Here is an 18,322-nt window from a genome sequence, read left to right on the forward strand (position 1 = left end):
CAAAAAACTAAAACGAAACCGAACGATCAGTGGTGATCGTGAGCCTGGCCGATGTAGACCAGCGCCAGCATCATGAACACGAAGGCTTGCAGCGTGATGATCAGGATGTGGAAGATGGCCCAGGCCGTGCCCGCGATGATGTGGCCGATGGCCAGGCCGATGCCGGTGGCCGACAGCGTGAAGGCACCGCCCATCAACGCGATCAGCAGAAAGATCAGTTCGCCGGCGTACATGTTGCCGAACAGACGCATGCCGTGCGAGACCGTCTTGGCGACGAACTCGATCATCTGCATGGCGAAGTTGAACGGATACAGCGCCCAGTGGTTGCCGAACGGCGCAGTGAAGAGCTCGTGCACCCAGCCGCCCAGGCCCTTGATCTTGATGTTGTAGAACAGGCAGACCAGCAGCACGGCAACCGACATGCCCATCGTCACCGAGAGGTCGGCCGTGGGCACGACACGCAGGTAGGCGTGGTGCGGGTCTTCACCGGCGATGCCGAAGATCTTGGCCCAGATTGCCGGGAACAAATCGACCGGGAACAGGTCCATTGCGTTCAGCAGGAAGATCCACACGAAGATGGTGAGCGCCAGCGGAGCGACGAACTTGCGGCTGGTGGCGTTGTGCACGATGCCCTTGGCCTGCTGGTCGACCATTTCGACCAGGAGCTCGACGGCCGCTTGAAAACGCCCGGGAACACCCGAAGTAGCCTTGCGGGCCGCGAGCCAGAGCAGCCAGCAACCCAGCATGCCCAACGCGATCGAGAAAAAGAGCGAGTCGAAATTGAATACCGAGAAATCCGCAACACCTCCGGGCTTGGAGCTTTGCAGGTGCGTCAAGTGGTGAATGATGTATTCACCCGCGGTCTGACCATGTTCCGCAGCGTTTTCAGCAGCCATTCAGTTACTCGTCTCTATGTTGCCGGCGCCGGGGCGAGAACATCACCGCCAACCAGGCCGCCTTCATTGTCACCACCAAGCCGACCAGCATTGCAGGCCAGCTCAGCGCCGTAATCAGCCTTGGCGCCGCGAACAACATCGCAAGCGACAAGGCCATCTTGACCATTTCCCACAGGAAGAACCCAACCACCGCAGTGCCCGGATTCAGGGAAGAAAACCGGCCGGTCAACCCCCGTGCGAACACCGCAGCAGGAATGACCACCGCGATCGCACCGTAAGCGGCGGACCAACCCAGATTTTGCCTCCCCGTCAGTCCCCAGGCGGCCAACGCCACCAGCAGACCGACAACCAACTGCCCCGCGATGACCCACCAAAGGGAAATCGAGGGATGCCTTGCTCGCAGTTCACGCGCCTCATCGGCGGTCAACGGCTTGTATTCCGTGTCGAGGTCTTCAGCGACCCCTTCATCTTTTCGGGCGATTGTTTTCATTTCGAATGAAGCCCGGATGACGACCCAGAATTTCTACAAAGCCATTGATTATAAGTAAAAACCCAGCCCGTCCGGCCACTTGAAGTGTCGCCGTTGCAAATCGAGGCTTCGCAGGCTGACGAGAACCCGACTTGGCGCACGCAACCATAATTCCTGCATGCATCCTCTCACTGCCGCACTTCCCAACACGCTCTGCTACCTCGACGGCGAATACACCGCCGTCAAGGATGCCAAGGTCAGCGTGCTCGACCGTGGCTTCATTTTCGGCGACGGCGTCTATGAGGTCGTCCCCGCCTATGGTGGCCAGCCCTTCTGCTTCGAAGAACATATGGCGCGGCTCGATCGTTCGCTGACCGAGTTGCAAATTGCCAATCCACTCACGCTCGCCGAGTGGCGCGGCATCGTGATGCGCTTGATTGCCCCGGGTGGCGATGCACCGCAAGCCGTCTACTTCCAGGTCACCCGCGGCGTTGCGCCGCGCGACCATGCGATGGTCAAGGGCCTCCAGCCTACCGTCTTCGTGATGGTGAACCCGCTGCCACCGGTGTCCGATGCGGTGCGCGCCAAGGGCGTGACCTGCGTGACCGCAGACGACTTCCGCTGGCAGAAGGCCCACATCAAGAGCACCAGCCTGCTGGGCGCCGTGCTCTCCCGGCAGATCAGTGTCGAGGCCGGCGCGGCAGAGACCGTCATGTTCCGTGGCGACTGGCTCAGCGAGGCTTCGTCGAGCAACGTATGGATGGTGAAAGACGGCGTGCTCATCGGCCCGCCCAAGGACAACCTCGTGCTCACCGGCATCCGTTACGGCCTGCTCGAACGCCTGTGCAAGGAAGGCGGCATTCCCTTTGCGCTGCGGCGCGTTTCGCGCGATGAAGTCTTCAGTGCCGACGAACTGATTCTGTCCTCGGCCAGCAAGGAAGTGCTGCCCGTCGTCGCGCTCGACGGCAAGACCATTGGCAATGGCCATCCCGGCCCCATCTACAAGAGCTTGTATGCGGCCTACCAGCAGGCCAAGCAACGCAACGCTGAGAAGCAAGGAGCCCCGGCATGACCGAGAACACGACCGACGCAGTCACCACACCCATTCCCGATCCGCGCAAGGAATCGCTGATCGAATATCCCTCGCAATTTCCGATCAAGGTCATGGGCGTCAAGGTCGATGGCTTCGTGCATGCGATCACCCAGATTGCCGAGCGCTTCGATCCGGCCTTCGACGCCACCACGGTCGAGCTGCGCGACAGCAAGGCGGGCAACTACCTGGGCGTGACCATCACCGTGACCGCCACCAGCCGCGAGCAGCTCGACGATCTCTACCGCGCGCTGTCGGCCCATCCGTCGGTCAAGGTCGTTCTCTAGGCAGGACCTGATGCCGCTGGCAGAGCAACCGACGGGCACCGCCATCGCACCGCGCTGGCTGGGCCGCGTCGGCTATGCCGAGACCTTTGCGGCGATGAAGCAGTTCACGCTCGATCGCCAGCCAGAAACCCCCGACGCGCTATGGATGTGCGAGCACTCCCCCGTGTTCACGCAAGGCCTCGCGGGCAAGCAGGACCACATCCTGAACCCCGGCGACATTCCCGTCGTGCAGACCGACCGCGGCGGCCAGGTCACCTTCCACGGCCCTGGCCAGGTGGTCGGCTACCCGTTGATCGACCTTCGGCGGGCGGGCTACTACGTGAAGGAATACGTTTACCGCATCGAGGAATCGGTGCTGCGCACGCTGGCCCACTTCGGCGTAACGGGGCATCGCGTGCCGGGCGCGCCGGGCATCTACGTGCGGCTGGACGACCCGTTCTCGCATGCGGCGCTGACCGGCCCGCTGCCCGCCAGCGACCCGTTCCGGGGCCTCGGCAAGATCGCCGCGCTCGGCATCAAGGTGAGCCGCCACGCCACCTATCATGGGGTCGCACTCAATGTCGACATGGACCTCGAACCCTTCTCGCGGATCAATCCGTGTGGTTATGCGGGCCTGCAAACGGTCGATCTTTCTACAATCGGCATTCAAACCACATGGGAAGAGGCTGCCCGCGTCCTGAGCCAGAAGCTCACTACCTACCTGGCGCCCTAACAATCCAATGAGCACCACCGAAGTCGTCCGCGACGCCCAGAGCGCCGAAAACTACAACCCGCTGGCCAAGCAGAAGGCCGCGGCCAAGCTTTCGCGCATCCCCGTCAAGGTGGTTCAGGGCGAAGTGCTCAAGAAGCCCGAGTGGATCCGCGTGAAGGCCGGCAGCCCCACCACCCGCTTCTACGAGATCAAGCAGATCCTGCGCGAGAGCAACCTGCACACGGTTTGCGAAGAAGCCTCGTGCCCGAACATCGGCGAATGCTTCGGCAACGGCACGGCTACCTTCATGATCATGGGCGACAAGTGCACGCGCCGCTGCCCGTTCTGCGACGTGGGCCACGGCCGCCCCGACCCGCTCGACAAGGACGAGCCGCTGAACCTGGCCAAGACCATCGCCAAGCTGCGCCTGAAGTACGTGGTGATCACCAGCGTCGACCGGGACGACCTGCGTGACGGCGGCAGCCAGCATTTCGTCGATTGCATCCAGAACATCCGCGAGCTCTCGCCGATGACGCAGATCGAGATCCTGGTGCCCGACTTCCGCGGCCGCGACGACCGCGCGCTCGACATCCTGAAGGCGGCGCCGCCGGACGTGATGAACCACAACCTCGAGACCGCGCCGCGCCTTTATAAAGAAGCACGCCCCGGCAGCGACTACCAGTTCAGCCTCAACCTGCTGAAGAAGTTCAAGGCGCTCCACCCCAACGTGCCGACCAAGAGCGGCATCATGGTGGGCCTGGGCGAAACCGACGAAGAAATCTTGCAGGTGATGCGCGACATGCGCGCGCACGACATCGAGATGCTGACCATCGGGCAGTACCTGTCGCCGTCGGGCTCGCACCTGCCGGTGCGCCGCTACGTGCACCCCGACACCTTCAAGATGTTCGAGGAAGAGGCCTACAAAATGGGCTTCAGCCACGCCGCCGTGGGCGCGATGGTGCGGTCGAGCTATCACGCGGATCAGCAAGCTGGGCATGTTCTGGCGGGTACGCCAGCCAACGATTGAATACGTCCGCGTTCGCAGTGGAGGCAGCCGCCCCCATGACCGGGCGCCCGTTGCGCATCCTGCTCGCGATGTGCTACCTCGTGCACCGCACGGGCGCGGAGATGTTCACCCGAGATCTTGCACTGTGGCTGCGGCGGCGCGGCCACGCCGTCACCATTCTTGCAACGGCTTTCGGCGACATGGCCGACGAATTGCGCCATGCGTCGATCGCGTGCATCACCGATGTGGCCGACATGGCCGCCCGACCCGACGTGATCATCGGCAACACCCACCACGAGACGGTGCGCGCCCTGCTTCACTTTCACGACGTGCCTGTTCTCACGATCTGCCACGACCGCAGCGCAGAACACGGCCGCCCACCGCAGTTTTCACAGGTGGTGCGCCATATCGCGGTCGACGAGAACTGCGCCGAGCGGCTGGTGCATGAGTTCGGCATCGAGCGCGAGCACATCGAACTGATCCAGAACGGGGTCGATCTTTCACGCTTCCTGCCGCGCACGCCATTGCCGGCCGCACCTCGCGCGGCCCTGGTCTTCAGCAACTATGCATCGCACGATGCCCAGCTCGAAGAGATTCGCGCCGCCTGCGCGGAACGCGGCCTTACGCTGGACGTGATCGGCAGCGGCACCGGCAACCACCTGCCCGACCCGGCCGCCGCGCTGGGCCGCTACGACGTCGTGTTCGGCAAAGGACGCTGCGCCACCGAGGCACTGGTCACCGGCAACGCCGTGGTGGTGCTCGACCCGAGCTCGGGCATGGGTGAGATGGTGACGGCGGCCACGGTGGCGCACGCACGGCGCTGGAACTTCGGCCGAGCATTGATGACTCGGCCGATCACGCGGCAGAACGTGATGGCCGAACTCGACAAGTTCGACGCGCAGGATGCAGGGGAGGCTGCGGCCTGGATGCGTTCGCACGGAGGGCTGGATGCCACGCTGTCCGCACTCGAAGCCTGCGTGCGGCGAATGACCGACGGCCGAGAGATCATTGCAGTGCCCGCCGAGCAGCGTGCGCGCGAAATGGCCCGCTACATGGACGACTGGATCCGGCGCGGAAGCGCCACGACCGCGCACCTCGGCCTTGCGTCGCTGCATCAGCACGTCGCGGGGCAGCAGCAGGCATTGAACGATCAGCAGCGCGCACATCAAGCCCAGATCGAGGTCTGGCGCGCCGAGGCGCAGCGGCAGTCGGAGCATGCCGCTGCGCTGGCCGCGCGGTTGCAGGAGGCCGAGGCTGCGCTGGCCGCGCGGTTGCAGGAGGCCGAAGCCGCGCTGGCCGCACAGCAGCGGGATGCCGAGTCCGCACAGACCGCGGCGTCCACGGCGCACGCTGCGCTGAGTGCGCGGCTGGATGAAGCCGGTTCGCGCCTGGCCAACGCCGAGCGGCAGGCGTTCGACAACGCCGCAGGCATGGACGCACGGCTGCGCGAGGTCTACGCCAGCCGGTCCTGGCGCCTTACCGCTCCGCTGCGGCAAATCTCCACTTTCATACAGGCCAGAGTTCAGCGCTCATGAAGCACCTGCTGATCGCCGCTCATCCGGGACACGAGCTTCTGCTCTGGAAATGGCTCCGGAGCGAACGGCCGGATGTCGTGGTGCTCACCAATGGTGCCGGATCGAATGACGCGCCGCGGCTGGCCCCCACGACCGACAACCTGGTGCAAGCAGGCGCAAACTGGATTCCCCAGGTGGTATCGCCCGTGGCCGACGCCGAGATCTATCAGGCCCTGCTGGACGGCGACGCGAACATGTTCGCGCAGTGGCTGGACCGCCTGACGTCGTACGTGATTTCGGATGGTATCGAGTGCATCGTCGCGGACGAAGCCGAGGACTACAACCCTTCCCACGACCTGTGCCGCCTGTTGGCCAATCAGGTCGCCGCCCATGCAACGGCGCGCGGCCATGCCGTTCTGTCCTTCGGCTACCCGACGGTCGGCCATCCCAGTCCACCGGCACGACTCGCGATCGAGAACCATCTCGCGGTCGAACTCGATAGACAGGAACTGCAGGCCAAGCTGGCCGACATGCACAGTTATGCCCAGCGCTTCGGCGGGCAGTTGCAGCGGGAACTCGATGGCTTCATTGCGGAATTCGGAGCGCAAGCCTATGGCAGGGAGTGCCTGTTTGCCGCCAGCCCCACGCGCTACGAGCAGGCCGAAGCCCCCACCGCCAAGCCCTTTTTCGAGATCGCCGGCGAAGAGCGCGTCGCTGCCGGCGTCTACAAACATGTCATTCGTGGTGCCCACCTGCAGGTTGTGGCCGATCGGCTGCGCGGCCTCGTTCGCTGAAGCATCGATGCGTACCGATCTGACTCCTACCCTGTGGCTCACCGGTCTGAGTGGAGCAGGCAAGACGACCCTGGCCCGGACGTTGGCGCAGGCGCTGAACGACAGCGGCCGCCACTGCACCGTGCTGGACGGCGACGCGTTGCGCGGCGGACTGAACCGCGACCTGGGTTTTGATCCGGACTCTCGCAGCGAGAACATCCGCCGGACCGCCGAGGTCGCCCGGCTGATGAACGATGCCGGCCTGATCGTCGTTGCGGCGCTGATCTCCCCTCTTCGGGTCGACCGAGCACAGGCGAGCTTCATCGTCGGAGCTCAGCGCTTCCTGGAGATCCATGTCAGCACCCCGCTGGCCGTGTGCGAGGCCGCTGATGCCAAGGGCCTCTATCGCAAGGCCCGACGAGGCGAGCTTGTCCAATTTACCGGTGTCAGCGCGCCCTATGAGGCTCCGGAAGCGCCGAGGCTCGCAGTAGACCCCATGCGAATGGGGCTGCAGCCCGCCGTGAGCAAACTGTTCGGCCTGATCGGAGACTTGACCACATGAGCAAACATCCTCCCATGCCGGTCGTGGTGGGCGCGCCGCGTTCGGGCACGACCCTGCTAAGGTTGATGCTCGATGCCCATCCGGACCTCGCGATCCCGCCCGAAACCAGCTTCCTCGCCGCAGTTGCGGCGCTGAACGAATCGGACGGCGATCTTCGCACCCGCTTTCTTGAAACAATCACCGCTTATCCGCCGGGCGCCCCCAACTGGCAGGACTTCGGTCTTGCACGCGAGGCACTCGCCGAAGCCGTGCAGACGCTCGAACCCTTCACCGTGGCCGATGGTCTGCGGGCCTTTTATCGACTCTACGCGCAGCGTTTCGACAAGTCGCGCTGGGGCGAAAAGACCCCGGACTATTCGCTCCACGTCGGAACGATCGCCGCGCTTTTGCCCGAAGCCCGGTTTGTCCACCTCATTCGCGACGGCCGCGACGTCGCAGCCTCGTGGCGCCAACAGTGGTTCTCCCCGGGCCACGAACCCGAAGTACTAGCGCGCGCCTGGGCCGACCGCGTCGAAGCGGCCCGCAGCGCCGGCTCCGGTTGCGCCCACTACACCGAGGTCTTCTACGAAGACCTGGTGGCACGGCCTGAGCCGGTGCTGCGCCGCCTGTGCGAGTTCCTGGAGTTGCCGTGGTCGAATCAACTGCTCAACCATCAGGAGCGCGCGCCCAAGCGGCTGGAAGAGCATCGGGCGCGCGTCTCGCTCGATGGCAGCTTCACTGTGAGCCATGCGCAGCGTCTGCACCAGCAGCGCAGAACGATGGAGCGACCGGGCACCGGGCGCATCGGTTCCTGGCGCGAGACGATGAGCGACAAAGAAGTGCAGCGCTTCGAACGCGTCGCGGGCAAGCTCCTCATCCAGCTCGGCTATGAATTGCAGGGCAACAGTTGATTCGGCGACAGGCATCTGCGCGCTTGAGGAACCAGCCGCGTCGTCCATGACCTTCACGATGTCCTCACTCGATCAAGACTCGGCGGCCTCCTGCGGCGATGCCGAATCAGAGATCGCCCTCGCTACCCCCGACTTGACTCACGCCCTCGTGGGCCTGGGTCGTTTCGGCAGCACCCATGCGCGCAAGCTCGCAAGCCTGCCCGGCTTCCGTCTGAGCGCCGTGGTGGACAGCTCTCCCGCGGCCAGGCCCGTCGCCGACCTTGCGGCATTGCCGCTGCTGTCAGGCATAGACGAGCTGCCGCCGGGCATCGAGTCGGCCACGGTCGCCACCAGCGACGGAACACACGCCGAAGTGGCGATGGCGCTCATGCGGCGCGGTTGCCACGTATTGGTCGAAAAGCCACTCTGCATCGACCGGCGGGACGGCCTACAGATGCTTCGGATGGCGCAGCAATGCGGCGTCGTCCTGAGCACAGGACACGTCGAACGCTTCAATCCGGCGTTCGATGCGGCCGCGTTGTCGTGGATACGCCGCGCCGCCCTGCGCCATCAGGACAGCGCTCATCCATTTTTGCGATTCCGTCGCTTTTCCTGCCGTGAGGCAAAGGCCGCGGACAGCGTGCTGGATTTGATGGTGCACGATCTCGACCTGCTCGCGTGGCTCTGCGCCATTCCGGCGGAGGCGCAGCTGCAAGTAATCAGCCGGCGGATCGACATGCGCAGTGTCCGCGCCCGGGTGCGCCTGGGCGGCATGATCGCGGAACTGGAGAGCGGTTACGGCAGCATGCCTCCCGCCGCGCGGCTGCAGGTGTGCAACAGTGGACGGCAACACGTGCTGGACTTGCGCAAGCCCCACCGTGCGATGGCGGGAGGCGACGATGCGCTGGCGCGCCAGTACCGGGATTTTCGCCATGCCGTGCAGGGCAATGGCAGGCGCATTGCCTCCGGCGCCGACGGCCTTGCCGCGGTCATCCGCGCGTCCCAGGTGCTGCACGCATGAATATTCCGTTGTTCCGTTCCGCGGCATGCGCCGAACCCATGGCCGAACGCCTTGTCCAGGCATGTGCCACGGTGCTGCGCAGCGGCACCTATGTCCTCGGCCCACAGGTCAGCGCATTCGAGGCGCGACTGTCGGACTTGCTACAAGGGCGCGAGGTGGTGGCCGTGGGTTCCGGTTCGGACGCACTGCTGCTTGCCCTCAAGAGTCTGGGCGTCGGCAGCGCGGCCGGAGGGCATCCGGACGACGAAGTCCTGCTCCCCTCCTACACCTTTGCGGCCTGTGCCGAAGCGGTGATCGCTGCCGGTGCGCGTCCGGTGTTCGTCGACAGTGCCGCCGATGATTTTCTGGTGCCACTTGCGCAATTCCGGAACGCGAGAACGCCCAGCACCCGCGCCGTTCTCGCGGTCGGACTTTTCGGCGATCCCACCGGGCTGCCCGAGTTGGCCGCCTATTGCCGGGACGAGCAGCTGCATCTGATCGAGGACGTGGCCCAGTGCCTGGGTGCCAGTGCTTGCGGCGCGGACGGACGCGCGCAACTTGCCGGCAGCTGGGGCGACGCAGCGGCGATGAGCTTCTATCCCACCAAGACCCTGGGCGCGGCCGGCGACGCGGGAGCCCTGGCCTTCAAGAACCCGCGCCATGCCGAGAAGGCGCGCCTGCTCCGCAACCACGGATACCAGAACGGATTGCACACGTGCCTGGGCCAGAACAGCCGCATGGACGAGTTGCAAGCGTCGCTCCTTCATGTGGCGCTGGATGATTTCCCTGCCGCCATTGCGCGGCGCCGCGCCATCGCCGCGCGCTATCTGGCGGCGTGGGCCGGGTGCCCGATGCAATTGCCGAGCGAAGCGGCAGGCCATGCCTGGAACTATTTCGTCGTTGTCTTACGCGGCGCGCACGAGCGGAACGCGCTGGCGGTCCAACTGGCGACAAGGGGAATTGCCACCCGCGTCTACTATGAACAGCCGCTGCACCTGCACGAGGCGCTGGGGCGCTGGCGAGGCGCCAGCACGCTGCCGCACAGCGAGCGGCTGGCCCGCTCTTCGCTGGCCCTGCCGCTTTACCCGATGCTCAGCGACGAGGAAATCGAATACATCATTCACGCCGTACGAGAGGCCGTCGGCGACGTAACCAGGCACAGTCAGACATGAACACGATGCAAGAGTTCGGCACCATCGCCCAACTGGTTCACGAGCATGCAACGCAAGCGCCCCGGCGTACTGCGCTGGTCGACAATGAGCGAAGCCTGACCTACGGCGCCCTCGACGCGCTGATGGACCGCATCGCGGCCGGCCTGCAGCGCGAAGGGCTCAAGCCCGGCGATGCCATCGCGGTATGCGCAGCTTCCTCGGTGAACTACGCGGCAGTGTTCCTGAGTGCTCTGCGCGTCGGTGTCGCAGTCGCGCCGCTCGCGCCCGGGTCGACGCCCGCCAGCCTGGCCCGCATGATCGAGGATGCCGATGCGCGCATCCTCTTCACCGACGCTTCGGCGGCCGAGGTTGTCGGCGCGCCGAAGGAAGGCGGCATTCCGCGCGTGGCGCTCGACGGTTCCACCGCGGGGCAGAGGCTCGAGAGTTGGCTGGCCCCCGTGGGCGCACAGCCGAGCGCCGTCGAGACGCAGCCCTCCTGGCCCTTCAACATCATCTATTCCTCGGGCACCACGGGCGAGCCCAAGGGCATCGTGCAAGGGCACGGCATGCGCTGGGCTCATGTACAGCGCGGCGCCAAGTACGGCTATGGACCCGACACGGTCACGCTGCTGTCGACGCCGCTTTACTCCAACACAACGCTGGTGGTTTTCTTCCCCACCATCGCATTCGGCGGCTGCGTGGTGCTGATGCCGAAGTTCGACGCGCTCGGCTATCTTCAACTGGCTGAAAAACACCGCGTGACGCACACGATGCTGGTGCCGGTGCAGTACCAGCGCCTGATGGCGCATCCGCGCTTCGACGCGCACGACCTCTCGTCGTTCCGCTTCAAGTTCAGCACCAGCGCGCCCTTCAATGCCGCGCTCAAGGCCGACGTGCTCAAGCGCTGGCCCGGTGGGCTGATCGAGTTCTACGGCATGACCGAAGGCGGCGGCACCTGCATTCTCGAAGCGCACCTGCATCCCGACAAGCTGCACACGGTGGGGAGCCCGGCCGAAGGCAGTGACATCCGGCTGATCGACGAAGACGGCAACGAGATTCCGCGCGGCAACACCGAACGGGCCGGCGAAGTGGTGGGCCATTCGGCCGGCATGATGACCGGCTACCACCGCCAGCCCGCCAAGACGCGCGAGGCCGAATGGTTCGACGCGAGCGGAAAGCGCTTCATCCGCACCGGGGACGTCGGACGCTTCGACGCCGACGGCTTCCTGACGCTGTTCGATCGCAAGAAGGACATGATCATCAGCGGCGGCTTCAACATCTATCCGAGCGACCTGGAGACCGTGTTGCGAGGCCATGCCGCCGTGGCCGACGTCGCAGTGGTCGGCGTGCCCTCGGAGCAATGGGGCGAAACGCCGGTGGCCTTCGTGGTACGCCGCGAGGGCGACGCCACCACCGACGACGCGCTGCTGCAATGGGCCAACGCCCAGCTCGGCAAGACGCAGCGCCTGGCACGCCTTCACTTCATCGACGAATTGCCGCGCAGCGCCATCGGCAAGGTGCTCAAGCGCGAACTGCGTGAACTCGTCGGCCGCTGAATCACTGGTCACGGCGCCGTCCGAACAGGGCGGCGGCAACGGTTTGCTGTGGCTGCTGGCCGCCGTCGCGGTCGTGTTCGCCTTCTTGCGCCCGCGTGCGCCCATGGACTGGCTGAAGCTGGTCGACTGGCAGACCGTGGGCGCACTTGCGGGCCTGCTCGCCATCACCCAAGGCGTGGAAAAGAGCGGCATGCTGCAGGCCGCCGCCCAGCGCCTGCTCGCGCGCACGCACAGCCAGCGTAGCCTGGCGCTGCTGCTGACCGCCAGTGCCGCATTGCTCTCCGCGCTGGTGACCAACGACGTGAGCTTGTTCCTGCTGGTGCCGCTGACGCGCGTACTCGCCAATCAGGCGCACCTGCCGCTCGCGCGGCTCGTGGTGCTCGAGGCGCTGGCCGTCAATGCGGGTTCGGCGCTCACGCCCATCGGCAACCCGCAGAACCTCTACCTGTGGCATCGCTCGGGCGAGAGCTTCGTTGCCTTCATGGGAATGATGCTGCCGACCGTGGCCGTGATGCTGTTCTGGCTCTTCGCGGCAGCCTGGCTGCTGGTGCCGCGCACGCCCATCGCGCTCAAGCCCGAGGCCGAGGCCGCGCCGGTGCAGCCGCGCCTGCTGGCACTGGCGGGGGTTCTGTTTATCGGCTTCGTGGTCGCGCTGGACCGCCATTGGCTGCTGGCAGGCCTGGGCGTCGTGTTCGCGGTGTTCCTGGTTTCGTACCCGCGCGTGCTGCGCGGCATCGACTGGGCCCTGCTCGCGATCATTGCGCTGATGTTCGTGGACCTGCGGCAGCTGGCCGAGCTGCCCGCGGTCGTGGCGCTGCTGAACCATTGGCCGATCACCGAAGGATGGCGCGCCTACCTGGCCGCCATCGTCGCCTCGCAGTTCATCAGCAACGTGCCAGCCGCGATCCTGCTCGATGGCCACGTGCGCGATCTGCCGGCACTGGCCGCGGGAGTGAGCGTGGGCGGCTTCGGATGCGTGCTGGGCTCGCTGGCCAACCTGATCGCATTGCGGCTTGCCAAGTTGCCGCACGGGCTGCGCGAGTTTCACCGCATCAGCATTCCGTTTCTGCTGGTGTGCGCGGCTTCCGCATTGCTGCTGCGGCTGGGATGACAGCGGCGGAGCACGGAACGACAATCCGATCCTGCCGATGCAAGCCTTATCCCAACGCTTCCACTCCGAGCCGCGCGGCCTTTCGCTGCGCGATTACGGCACCTCGCGCGGCAGCCACGCACATGACCACTTCCAGATACTGATCGGCTTGGCCGGCGTGCTCGAACTGGAAGTGGAGGGCCGCGGCTCGCGGGTTGGCGCGGGGGATGCGCGAGTGGTGATGCCCGGCGACCGGCACGACTTCGAATCGCGCAGCGGCAGCCAGTGCCTCGTGCTCGACACCCGCCATTCGATGTGGTCGCGCTGCGCCGAGCGCCTGCCCGCCGATGCTTCGCGGCTGCAGGCGCTGGCGCAGTACCTCGCGCTGTGTGCGCAGCATCCGGAAGCTTCCATGTTGACGCTGCAGCATGGCCCCGCACTGTTGCTCGAAGCCTGGGGCGCGGCCGCCTCTGTCCCTTCGCGAAGCCGCCCCATCGACTGGACCGCGCTCGCCGCATGGGCCCGGACGCGCTGGCACGAGCCGCTTGCTGTTGCCGATCTCGCAGGCGTGGCGTGCCTGAGCCCCAGCCAGTTCGCGCAGCGTTGCCGCGACGAGCAGAGCGTTAGCGCGATGCACTGGCTGCGCATGCTGCGGCTCGCGCATGCCCGCGAACTGCGCCTGGCCGGCATGGGCGTCGCAGAGACGGCGCGTCGCACGGGCTACCGTTCGCCCTCGGCGCTCACGGCGGCATTGCGCAGGCTCGGCAGCTGAACGGCGACATCGTCGCCGCGCGACGATTCACCGGCGCTGCGCGACGACGGCGCCGCTTAAGCTCGGTGCGATGTCCGCCACGCTTCTTGCCCTTGCCGCCATTGCGCTGTGGGCCACCCTCGCCTCGCTCGGCACCGCGCTCTCGCACCTGCCGCCGTTTCTGCTGACCGGCCTCGCGCTGATCATCGGCAGCATTCCCAGCTGGCCACTGGTGCTGCGCGACCGCAGCGCCTGGAACGTGCCGCCGCGCACTCTGGCCCTGGGCATCTATGGCCTGTTCGGTTTTCACTTTCTGCTGTTCATCGCGCTGCGGCATGCCCCGCCCGTGGAAGCCAACCTGGTCAACTACCTGTGGCCGCTCTTCATGGTGGTGCTGGCGCCGGCGCTGCTGCCTGGGCTGTCGCTGCGGCCGCTGCATCTGGTGGCCGCCCTGCTGGGTTTTACCGGCGCGGCCATCGCAATCCTCGGCGCGCGCGAGGGTGCCGCTTCCGTGCCCGGCGCCTCGGCCTGGGGTTTCCTGCCAGCGCTGGGCTCGGCCTTCATCTGGGCCAGCTATTCGCTCTGGACGAAGCGCGTGCCGGCGTTTCCTACCTCGGCAATCGGCCTGTTCGGCGTCGTGTCCGGCGTGTTGTCGCTCGCCTGCCACGCGCTGCTGGAGACTTCGGTTGTGCTCTCCGTCCAAGACTGGCTGCTGGTCGCGCTGTGCGGCCTCGGTCCGCTGGGCGCGGCTTTCTTCGTATGGGACATGGCGCTCAAGCGCGGGGACGCGCGGCAGATCGGCATCCTGAGCTATCTCACGCCGCTCGGGTCCACCGCCCTGTTACTGGCCGTGACCGGGCGCCCGCTCACCTGGAGCATCGGCCTTGCAGCGGGGCTGATCATCTCGGCCGCCGTGATGGGCACGCGCGCGCGCTGATGAATAGGTCCGCGTCCGACGAGACCGGCGCCTCGTTTGTGGCTAGAGTGGAGGCTTCGGAAATTAGGAGGCTCACCCTATGGATAACAAGAACAAGAACGATGAATTCGAGATCACGCCCAAGCTGGTGTTCGACCTGAATCTGGCGCTGTACCTCGACCTGGTGGCAGCGCTCGAAGGCGCGGGCGCCATCAGCTATCGGCAGATGGCGGCCCGTGTGCTCAACATCAGCATGGATGCCCGCGCCGACGGCGACATCGGCCTGTCGACGGTGCTGGAAGGCGTCGCCAAGGGCTTCGCCGGCCACGGCGACGGCCTCTCCATCGAAACGCTGAAGGCCGCCCGCGGCCTGCGCGAGGACGACGCCATGGGCGACATTCCCATGCGCCCCAGCGAGCCTTGAGCCGGCTTCAATCTTCGGCGACCTGCAAGATCAGCTTGCCGAAGTTCTCCCCCGCGAACAGCTTGTTGAGCGACTCGGGGAAGGTCTCCAGACCCTTCACGACGTCCTCCTTGCTCTTCATGCGCCCGTCCTTCAGGTAGCCGGCCATCTCGGCAATGGCAATGTGGAACCGGTCGGCGTAGTCGAACACCACGATGCCTTCCATGCGCGCGCGGTTCACCAGCAGGCTCAGGTAGTTCTTCGGCCCGGCGCCAGGCATGCTGTTGGCGTTGTTGTACTGGCTGATGGCGCCGCAGATGATCACGCGGGCCTTGCGTGCGAGCCGCGCCAGCACCGCGTCGAGGATCTCTCCGCCGACGTTGTCGAAGTAGATGTCCACGCCCTTCGGGCAATGGGTCTTGAGGCCGTCGCGCACCGCCGACGCGCCGGCCTTGTAGTCGATGCAGGCATCGAAGCCCAGCTCCTTCACCACCCAGTCGCACTTGGCAGCGCCGCCCGCGATGCCGACCACGCGGCAGCCCTTGATCTTTGCAAGCTGGCCCACGGTTTGCCCCACCGCGCCTGCCGCGCCGGAGATGACGACCGTTTCGCCCGGCTTGGGCTGGCCCACGTCCATCAGGCCGAAGTAGCCGGTCATGCCGGGCATGCCGAGCACGTTGAGCCACTGGTTGATGGTGCCGACCCTGAGGTCGATTTTCACCAGGCCGTTGCGCTTGATCTGGTCTTGCGGAATCAGGATGTATTCCTGCACGCCGAGGGTGCCGTAGACGGTATCGCCGACCGCAAACTCGGGATTCTTCGATGCGATGACGCGGCCGACGCCGCCGGCGCGCATCACGTCGTCGATGGCCACGGGCGCGATATAGCTCTTGGCATCGTTGAGCCAGCCGCGCATGGCCGGATCGAGCGAGAGCGACAGCGTCTTGACCAGCACCCCGCCCTCGGCCGGTTCGCCCACGGGCTCGGTGGTGAAGCGCCAGTTCTCGCGGGTGGCCGTGCCCTCTGGGCGCTTGGCGAGGCGGACCTGGTGGTTGACGAGTGAGCTGCTCATGGTGGTGTCTCCTTGATTGACGGGCGCTGGCACGGAGGCGCATCGTAGCCCCGCATTGCCCGTCGGCTGGTAGCGCAGGCGACAGCGCCAAGACACCGTGACCGAAGCCTACATTCGGACGACGATCTGCAGGCCGGGATGCGCATTGCGGACCACGAAAGTCCCGCCATGCGCCTCTGCGATCAGCCGGCAAAGGTACATGCCAAGGCCGACGCCGCCGGTGGCACGCGCCCGCGCGCCGTCGGTGCGGTAGAAAGGCTCGGTGAGCCGCTCCAGCTGCGCTTCGTCGACGCCGGGGCCGTAGTCCCGCACCTCGAGCTCGATGCCCTGCACCTTGCCATCCACCACCGCACGCAGCGACACGCAGGGCGGCCGCGGCGCATCGGTGCTGTAGCGCAAGGCGTTGTCCAGCAGGTTGCGCACCAGGAGGCGAACACGCATTCGGTCGATCGAATGCGCGGGCAGGCCTTCCGCCAGGTCGAGATGCACGTACTGCGCGCCCGGCATCTCGGCGACGGTCTCGCGCACCAGCACGGCCAAGTCCACCGGCTCGCGCTGCAGCGCCGCATGCGGGCTTGCCAGGCGCTCGCTTTCGAGCAGGTCGCTGATCAGGTCGCGCATTTCGTTCAGGTCGCGCAGCAATGCTTCACGCTCGGCGGCGCCCTCCGGTGTGGCGGGCAGCAGTTCGGCGTTGAGGCGAGCCCGCGTGAGCGGCGACCGCAGTTCGTGGCTCAGCGCGAGCAACAGGCCACGCTTGGCATCGAGCATGGCCTGGATGTCGTCGGCCATGGTGTTGATGTGTTCCGCAAGATCGCCGAGGTCGTCGTTCTGGCGGATTGGAATGGGCTGCGTGAACTCGCCGCGGCCAAAGCGCTGCGCGCCTTCGCGAATGTCGATCAGCGGCCGCAGCAGGCGACTCACGTAGACGTAGCCCAGCACCATGAGCAGCAGCAGCGCGCAGAGCGTAGCCCAGCCCGCCGCGCGCGGCGCAAGCTGCCAGAGCTTGGGCGCCCAGCCGAAGATGACGCGGTGGCCGTCGGCCGTCGGACGGATGAACCACTTGTCGTTCAGCGGCTCCTCGTCGAGGTGCTGCATCCATCCGCCGCGGCCATTGGCGCCCGCGGGGTTTGAATCCCAATTGACCTTGGGGCCCACGATGCGGATCGTGATCGGCAGCCGGCTCACCAGCGCTTGCGCGCGCCCAATGTCGGGCGGCGTGCCGATCTCGGCGACGAGTCGGTCGGCATAGTCCACCAGCATCGGCTTGGCGGCCTCGGCCCAGCCGGTGGAGAAGGACTTCTTCATGCCGCCCATGAACACCACTGCCATCACCACGGCCAGGAGCAGGAACATCATGACGAGCCGGATGCGCAGCGAACGACGCCAGCGGCGCTTGCCCTGCACCTTCTCGTGCCATTGCTCGTGCCATTGCCGGTGCAGCTCGGCACGGCGGCAGGCCATTTCGCCCCACGCCTTGCGCCAGCCTCTCCTCGAAGATCTCATGCGGGCTCGCTGCGCGCGACGGCCAGCGCGTAGCCGGCATTGCGCAGCGTCTTGATGCAATCCAGCGGCTCGAGCTTCTTGCGCAGGCGGCTCACCACGATGTCGACCGCGCGGGTGTAAAGCTCGGCTTCATGGCCGCGGAGGCGGTTCAGGATGTCGTCGCGGCTGAACACCTTGCCGGGCTCGGCCGCCAGCAGGGCGAGCAGTTCGAACTCGGTGCCGGTGAGTTCCACGCGCTCCCCATGGCGCAGCACCTGGCGTCGATCGAGGTCGATCGACAAGCCGTCGAACACGCGGTGCTGCGCACTGCTGCCGTTGGTGGCCGCGGCGGGCGCACTGCGCTGGCGGCGCAGAATCGTCTGTACGCGTGCTACCAGTTCACGCGGCTCGAAAGGCTTGGGCACGTAGTCGTCGGCGCCGAGCTCCAGGCCGACCACGCGGTCCATCACCTCGCCGCGCGCGGTGAGCATCACGATCGGGATGTCGCTTTCCTTGCGGATCTCGCGGCAGAGCGCAAAGCCGTCCATCTCGGGCAGCATCACGTCGAGGATCGCGGCGTCATACTGGCCAGCACGCAGCTTGGCGAGCCCTTCGCTCGGACGCACGGCGCTCTCGAGCGTGCAGCCGAAGCGTGCGAAGTAGGTGGTCAGCGGCGCGGCGAGATGTTCGTCGTCGTCGATCAGCAGGATGCGCGGCATGGCGGGATTGTGCCTCCTGGCGAAC

Annotated in this window: 20 protein-coding genes; 15 read left to right on the forward strand and 5 right to left on the reverse strand. The window is 66.1% G+C overall.

The features are described 5' to 3' along the window. Nucleotides 1–26: 26 nt before the first annotated feature. Nucleotides 27–896, reverse strand: coding sequence for a F0F1 ATP synthase subunit A (gene atpB, locus J2X92_RS19250; protein WP_093017239.1), 870 nt, complete (start codon nucleotides 894–896; stop codon nucleotides 27–29). Between the two features lie 4 nt (nucleotides 897–900). Continuing rightward, a complete protein-coding gene (locus tag J2X92_RS19255) occupies nucleotides 901–1,386 on the reverse strand; it encodes an ATP synthase subunit I (RefSeq protein WP_093017241.1) in 486 nt (161 codons plus the stop codon). Nucleotides 1,387–1,543: 157 nt separating this feature from the next. Here J2X92_RS19255 and J2X92_RS19260 point away from each other — a divergent pair, with 157 nt between their 5' ends. The 15 genes from J2X92_RS19260 to J2X92_RS19330 all read left to right on the forward strand — a co-directional run bounded on the left by J2X92_RS19260 (nucleotide 1,544) and on the right by J2X92_RS19330 (nucleotide 15,045). Continuing rightward, nucleotides 1,544–2,437: a D-amino acid aminotransferase gene (locus J2X92_RS19260; protein WP_307577770.1), complete on the forward strand. Its 894-nt coding sequence runs from the start codon at nucleotides 1,544–1,546 to the stop codon at nucleotides 2,435–2,437. Beyond that, nucleotides 2,434–2,742, forward strand: coding sequence for a YbeD family protein (locus tag J2X92_RS19265; protein ID WP_093017245.1), 309 nt, complete (start codon nucleotides 2,434–2,436; stop codon nucleotides 2,740–2,742). The genes J2X92_RS19260 and J2X92_RS19265 overlap by 4 nt, the downstream gene beginning before the upstream one ends. Nucleotides 2,743–2,752: 10 nt before the next feature. Beyond that, on the forward strand, nucleotides 2,753–3,454 hold the full coding sequence (gene lipB, locus J2X92_RS19270) for a lipoyl(octanoyl) transferase LipB (protein ID WP_307577772.1): 702 nt from the start codon (nucleotides 2,753–2,755) through the stop codon (nucleotides 3,452–3,454). 7 nt (nucleotides 3,455–3,461) lie between these two features. Next, entirely contained in the window at nucleotides 3,462–4,460 is a 999-nt protein-coding gene (gene lipA, locus J2X92_RS19275) for a lipoyl synthase (RefSeq protein WP_307577774.1), read from the forward strand. A gap of 35 nt (nucleotides 4,461–4,495) precedes the next feature. Continuing rightward, nucleotides 4,496–5,974 carry a glycosyltransferase family 4 protein gene (locus J2X92_RS19280; protein ID WP_307577776.1) on the forward strand — a complete coding sequence of 493 codons (1,479 nt, stop codon included), beginning with the start codon at nucleotides 4,496–4,498 and terminating at the stop codon, nucleotides 5,972–5,974. Further along, nucleotides 5,971–6,747, forward strand: coding sequence for a hypothetical protein (locus J2X92_RS19285; RefSeq protein WP_307577778.1), 777 nt, complete (start codon nucleotides 5,971–5,973; stop codon nucleotides 6,745–6,747). Before J2X92_RS19280 ends, J2X92_RS19285 begins: the two co-directional genes overlap by 4 nt. 7 nt (nucleotides 6,748–6,754) lie before the next feature. After that, entirely contained in the window at nucleotides 6,755–7,288 is a 534-nt protein-coding gene (gene cysC, locus J2X92_RS19290) for an adenylyl-sulfate kinase (protein WP_307577780.1), read from the forward strand. Between the two features lie 14 nt (nucleotides 7,289–7,302). Then, nucleotides 7,303–8,178 carry a sulfotransferase family protein gene (locus tag J2X92_RS19295; protein ID WP_307577782.1) on the forward strand — a complete coding sequence of 292 codons (876 nt, stop codon included), beginning with the start codon at nucleotides 7,303–7,305 and terminating at the stop codon, nucleotides 8,176–8,178. Nucleotides 8,179–8,224: 46 nt separating this feature from the next. Next, nucleotides 8,225–9,178 carry a Gfo/Idh/MocA family protein gene (locus J2X92_RS19300; protein WP_307577784.1) on the forward strand — a complete coding sequence of 318 codons (954 nt, stop codon included), beginning with the start codon at nucleotides 8,225–8,227 and terminating at the stop codon, nucleotides 9,176–9,178. Beyond that, a complete protein-coding gene (locus J2X92_RS19305) occupies nucleotides 9,175–10,329 on the forward strand; it encodes a DegT/DnrJ/EryC1/StrS family aminotransferase (RefSeq protein ID WP_307577785.1) in 1,155 nt (384 codons plus the stop codon). Before J2X92_RS19300 ends, J2X92_RS19305 begins: the two co-directional genes overlap by 4 nt. After that, complete coding sequence (locus J2X92_RS19310) at nucleotides 10,326–11,864, forward strand: class I adenylate-forming enzyme family protein (RefSeq protein ID WP_307577787.1); 1,539 nt, start codon at nucleotides 10,326–10,328, stop codon at nucleotides 11,862–11,864. Before J2X92_RS19305 ends, J2X92_RS19310 begins: the two co-directional genes overlap by 4 nt. Then, the gene (locus J2X92_RS19315) at nucleotides 11,845–12,975 is read left to right on the forward strand and encodes an SLC13 family permease (RefSeq protein WP_307577789.1); all 1,131 of its coding nucleotides are present in this window, start codon (nucleotides 11,845–11,847) and stop codon (nucleotides 12,973–12,975) included. The genes J2X92_RS19310 and J2X92_RS19315 overlap by 20 nt, the downstream gene beginning before the upstream one ends. A gap of 37 nt (nucleotides 12,976–13,012) precedes the next feature. Beyond that, a complete protein-coding gene (locus tag J2X92_RS19320; protein WP_307577791.1) occupies nucleotides 13,013–13,726 on the forward strand; it encodes an AraC family transcriptional regulator in 714 nt (237 codons plus the stop codon). A gap of 70 nt (nucleotides 13,727–13,796) precedes the next feature. After that, nucleotides 13,797–14,642 (forward strand): DMT family transporter, encoded by an 846-nt coding sequence (locus tag J2X92_RS19325; RefSeq protein ID WP_307577793.1) that lies wholly within the window; start codon nucleotides 13,797–13,799, stop codon nucleotides 14,640–14,642. Nucleotides 14,643–14,721: 79 nt separating this feature from the next. Continuing rightward, a complete protein-coding gene (locus J2X92_RS19330; protein ID WP_055807961.1) occupies nucleotides 14,722–15,045 on the forward strand; it encodes a hypothetical protein in 324 nt (107 codons plus the stop codon). A 7-nt stretch (nucleotides 15,046–15,052) separates the two neighbouring features. Here the strand turns inward: J2X92_RS19330 and J2X92_RS19335 are convergent, their stop codons facing one another. The 3 genes from J2X92_RS19335 to J2X92_RS19345 form a co-directional block, all read right to left on the reverse strand. Then, a complete protein-coding gene (locus J2X92_RS19335; protein ID WP_307577795.1) occupies nucleotides 15,053–16,096 on the reverse strand; it encodes an NADP-dependent oxidoreductase in 1,044 nt (347 codons plus the stop codon). 108 nt (nucleotides 16,097–16,204) lie between these two features. Beyond that, the gene (locus J2X92_RS19340; protein ID WP_307577797.1) at nucleotides 16,205–17,599 is read right to left on the reverse strand and encodes a HAMP domain-containing sensor histidine kinase; all 1,395 of its coding nucleotides are present in this window, start codon (nucleotides 17,597–17,599) and stop codon (nucleotides 16,205–16,207) included. Continuing rightward, on the reverse strand, nucleotides 17,596–18,297 hold the full coding sequence (locus J2X92_RS19345) for a response regulator transcription factor (RefSeq protein WP_307577925.1): 702 nt from the start codon (nucleotides 18,295–18,297) through the stop codon (nucleotides 17,596–17,598). Before J2X92_RS19345 ends, J2X92_RS19340 begins: the two co-directional genes overlap by 4 nt. Nucleotides 18,298–18,322 lie beyond the last annotated feature (25 nt).

Origin of the sequence: Variovorax paradoxus (assembly GCF_030811855.1) — a bacterium.
GTDB lineage: Bacteria > Pseudomonadota > Gammaproteobacteria > Burkholderiales > Burkholderiaceae_C > Variovorax > Variovorax paradoxus_L.

What these genes read in the sequence shown, in the direction of transcription:
- lipB (WP_307577772.1), top strand. Translation starts at nt 2,753, where the DNA reads ATGCCGCTGGCAGAGCAACCGACGGGCACCGCCATCGCACCGCGCTGG.
- J2X92_RS19340 (WP_307577797.1), bottom strand. Translation starts at nt 17,599, where the DNA reads ATGAGATCTTCGAGGAGAGGCTGGCGCAAGGCGTGGGGCGAAATGGCC.
- lipA (WP_307577774.1), top strand. Translation starts at nt 3,462, where the DNA reads ATGAGCACCACCGAAGTCGTCCGCGACGCCCAGAGCGCCGAAAACTAC.
- J2X92_RS19260 (WP_307577770.1), top strand. Translation starts at nt 1,544, where the DNA reads ATGCATCCTCTCACTGCCGCACTTCCCAACACGCTCTGCTACCTCGAC.
- J2X92_RS19265 (WP_093017245.1), top strand. Translation starts at nt 2,434, where the DNA reads ATGACCGAGAACACGACCGACGCAGTCACCACACCCATTCCCGATCCG.
- J2X92_RS19280 (WP_307577776.1), top strand. Translation starts at nt 4,496, where the DNA reads ATGACCGGGCGCCCGTTGCGCATCCTGCTCGCGATGTGCTACCTCGTG.
- J2X92_RS19285 (WP_307577778.1), top strand. Translation starts at nt 5,971, where the DNA reads ATGAAGCACCTGCTGATCGCCGCTCATCCGGGACACGAGCTTCTGCTC.
- J2X92_RS19255 (WP_093017241.1), bottom strand. Translation starts at nt 1,386, where the DNA reads ATGAAAACAATCGCCCGAAAAGATGAAGGGGTCGCTGAAGACCTCGAC.
- J2X92_RS19330 (WP_055807961.1), top strand. Translation starts at nt 14,722, where the DNA reads ATGGATAACAAGAACAAGAACGATGAATTCGAGATCACGCCCAAGCTG.
- J2X92_RS19325 (WP_307577793.1), top strand. Translation starts at nt 13,797, where the DNA reads ATGTCCGCCACGCTTCTTGCCCTTGCCGCCATTGCGCTGTGGGCCACC.
- J2X92_RS19335 (WP_307577795.1), bottom strand. Translation starts at nt 16,096, where the DNA reads ATGAGCAGCTCACTCGTCAACCACCAGGTCCGCCTCGCCAAGCGCCCA.
- J2X92_RS19305 (WP_307577785.1), top strand. Translation starts at nt 9,175, where the DNA reads ATGAATATTCCGTTGTTCCGTTCCGCGGCATGCGCCGAACCCATGGCC.
- atpB (WP_093017239.1), bottom strand. Translation starts at nt 896, where the DNA reads ATGGCTGCTGAAAACGCTGCGGAACATGGTCAGACCGCGGGTGAATAC.
- J2X92_RS19310 (WP_307577787.1), top strand. Translation starts at nt 10,326, where the DNA reads ATGAACACGATGCAAGAGTTCGGCACCATCGCCCAACTGGTTCACGAG.
- J2X92_RS19295 (WP_307577782.1), top strand. Translation starts at nt 7,303, where the DNA reads ATGCCGGTCGTGGTGGGCGCGCCGCGTTCGGGCACGACCCTGCTAAGG.
- J2X92_RS19345 (WP_307577925.1), bottom strand. Translation starts at nt 18,297, where the DNA reads ATGCCGCGCATCCTGCTGATCGACGACGACGAACATCTCGCCGCGCCG.
- cysC (WP_307577780.1), top strand. Translation starts at nt 6,755, where the DNA reads ATGCGTACCGATCTGACTCCTACCCTGTGGCTCACCGGTCTGAGTGGA.
- J2X92_RS19320 (WP_307577791.1), top strand. Translation starts at nt 13,013, where the DNA reads ATGCAAGCCTTATCCCAACGCTTCCACTCCGAGCCGCGCGGCCTTTCG.
- J2X92_RS19300 (WP_307577784.1), top strand. Translation starts at nt 8,225, where the DNA reads ATGACCTTCACGATGTCCTCACTCGATCAAGACTCGGCGGCCTCCTGC.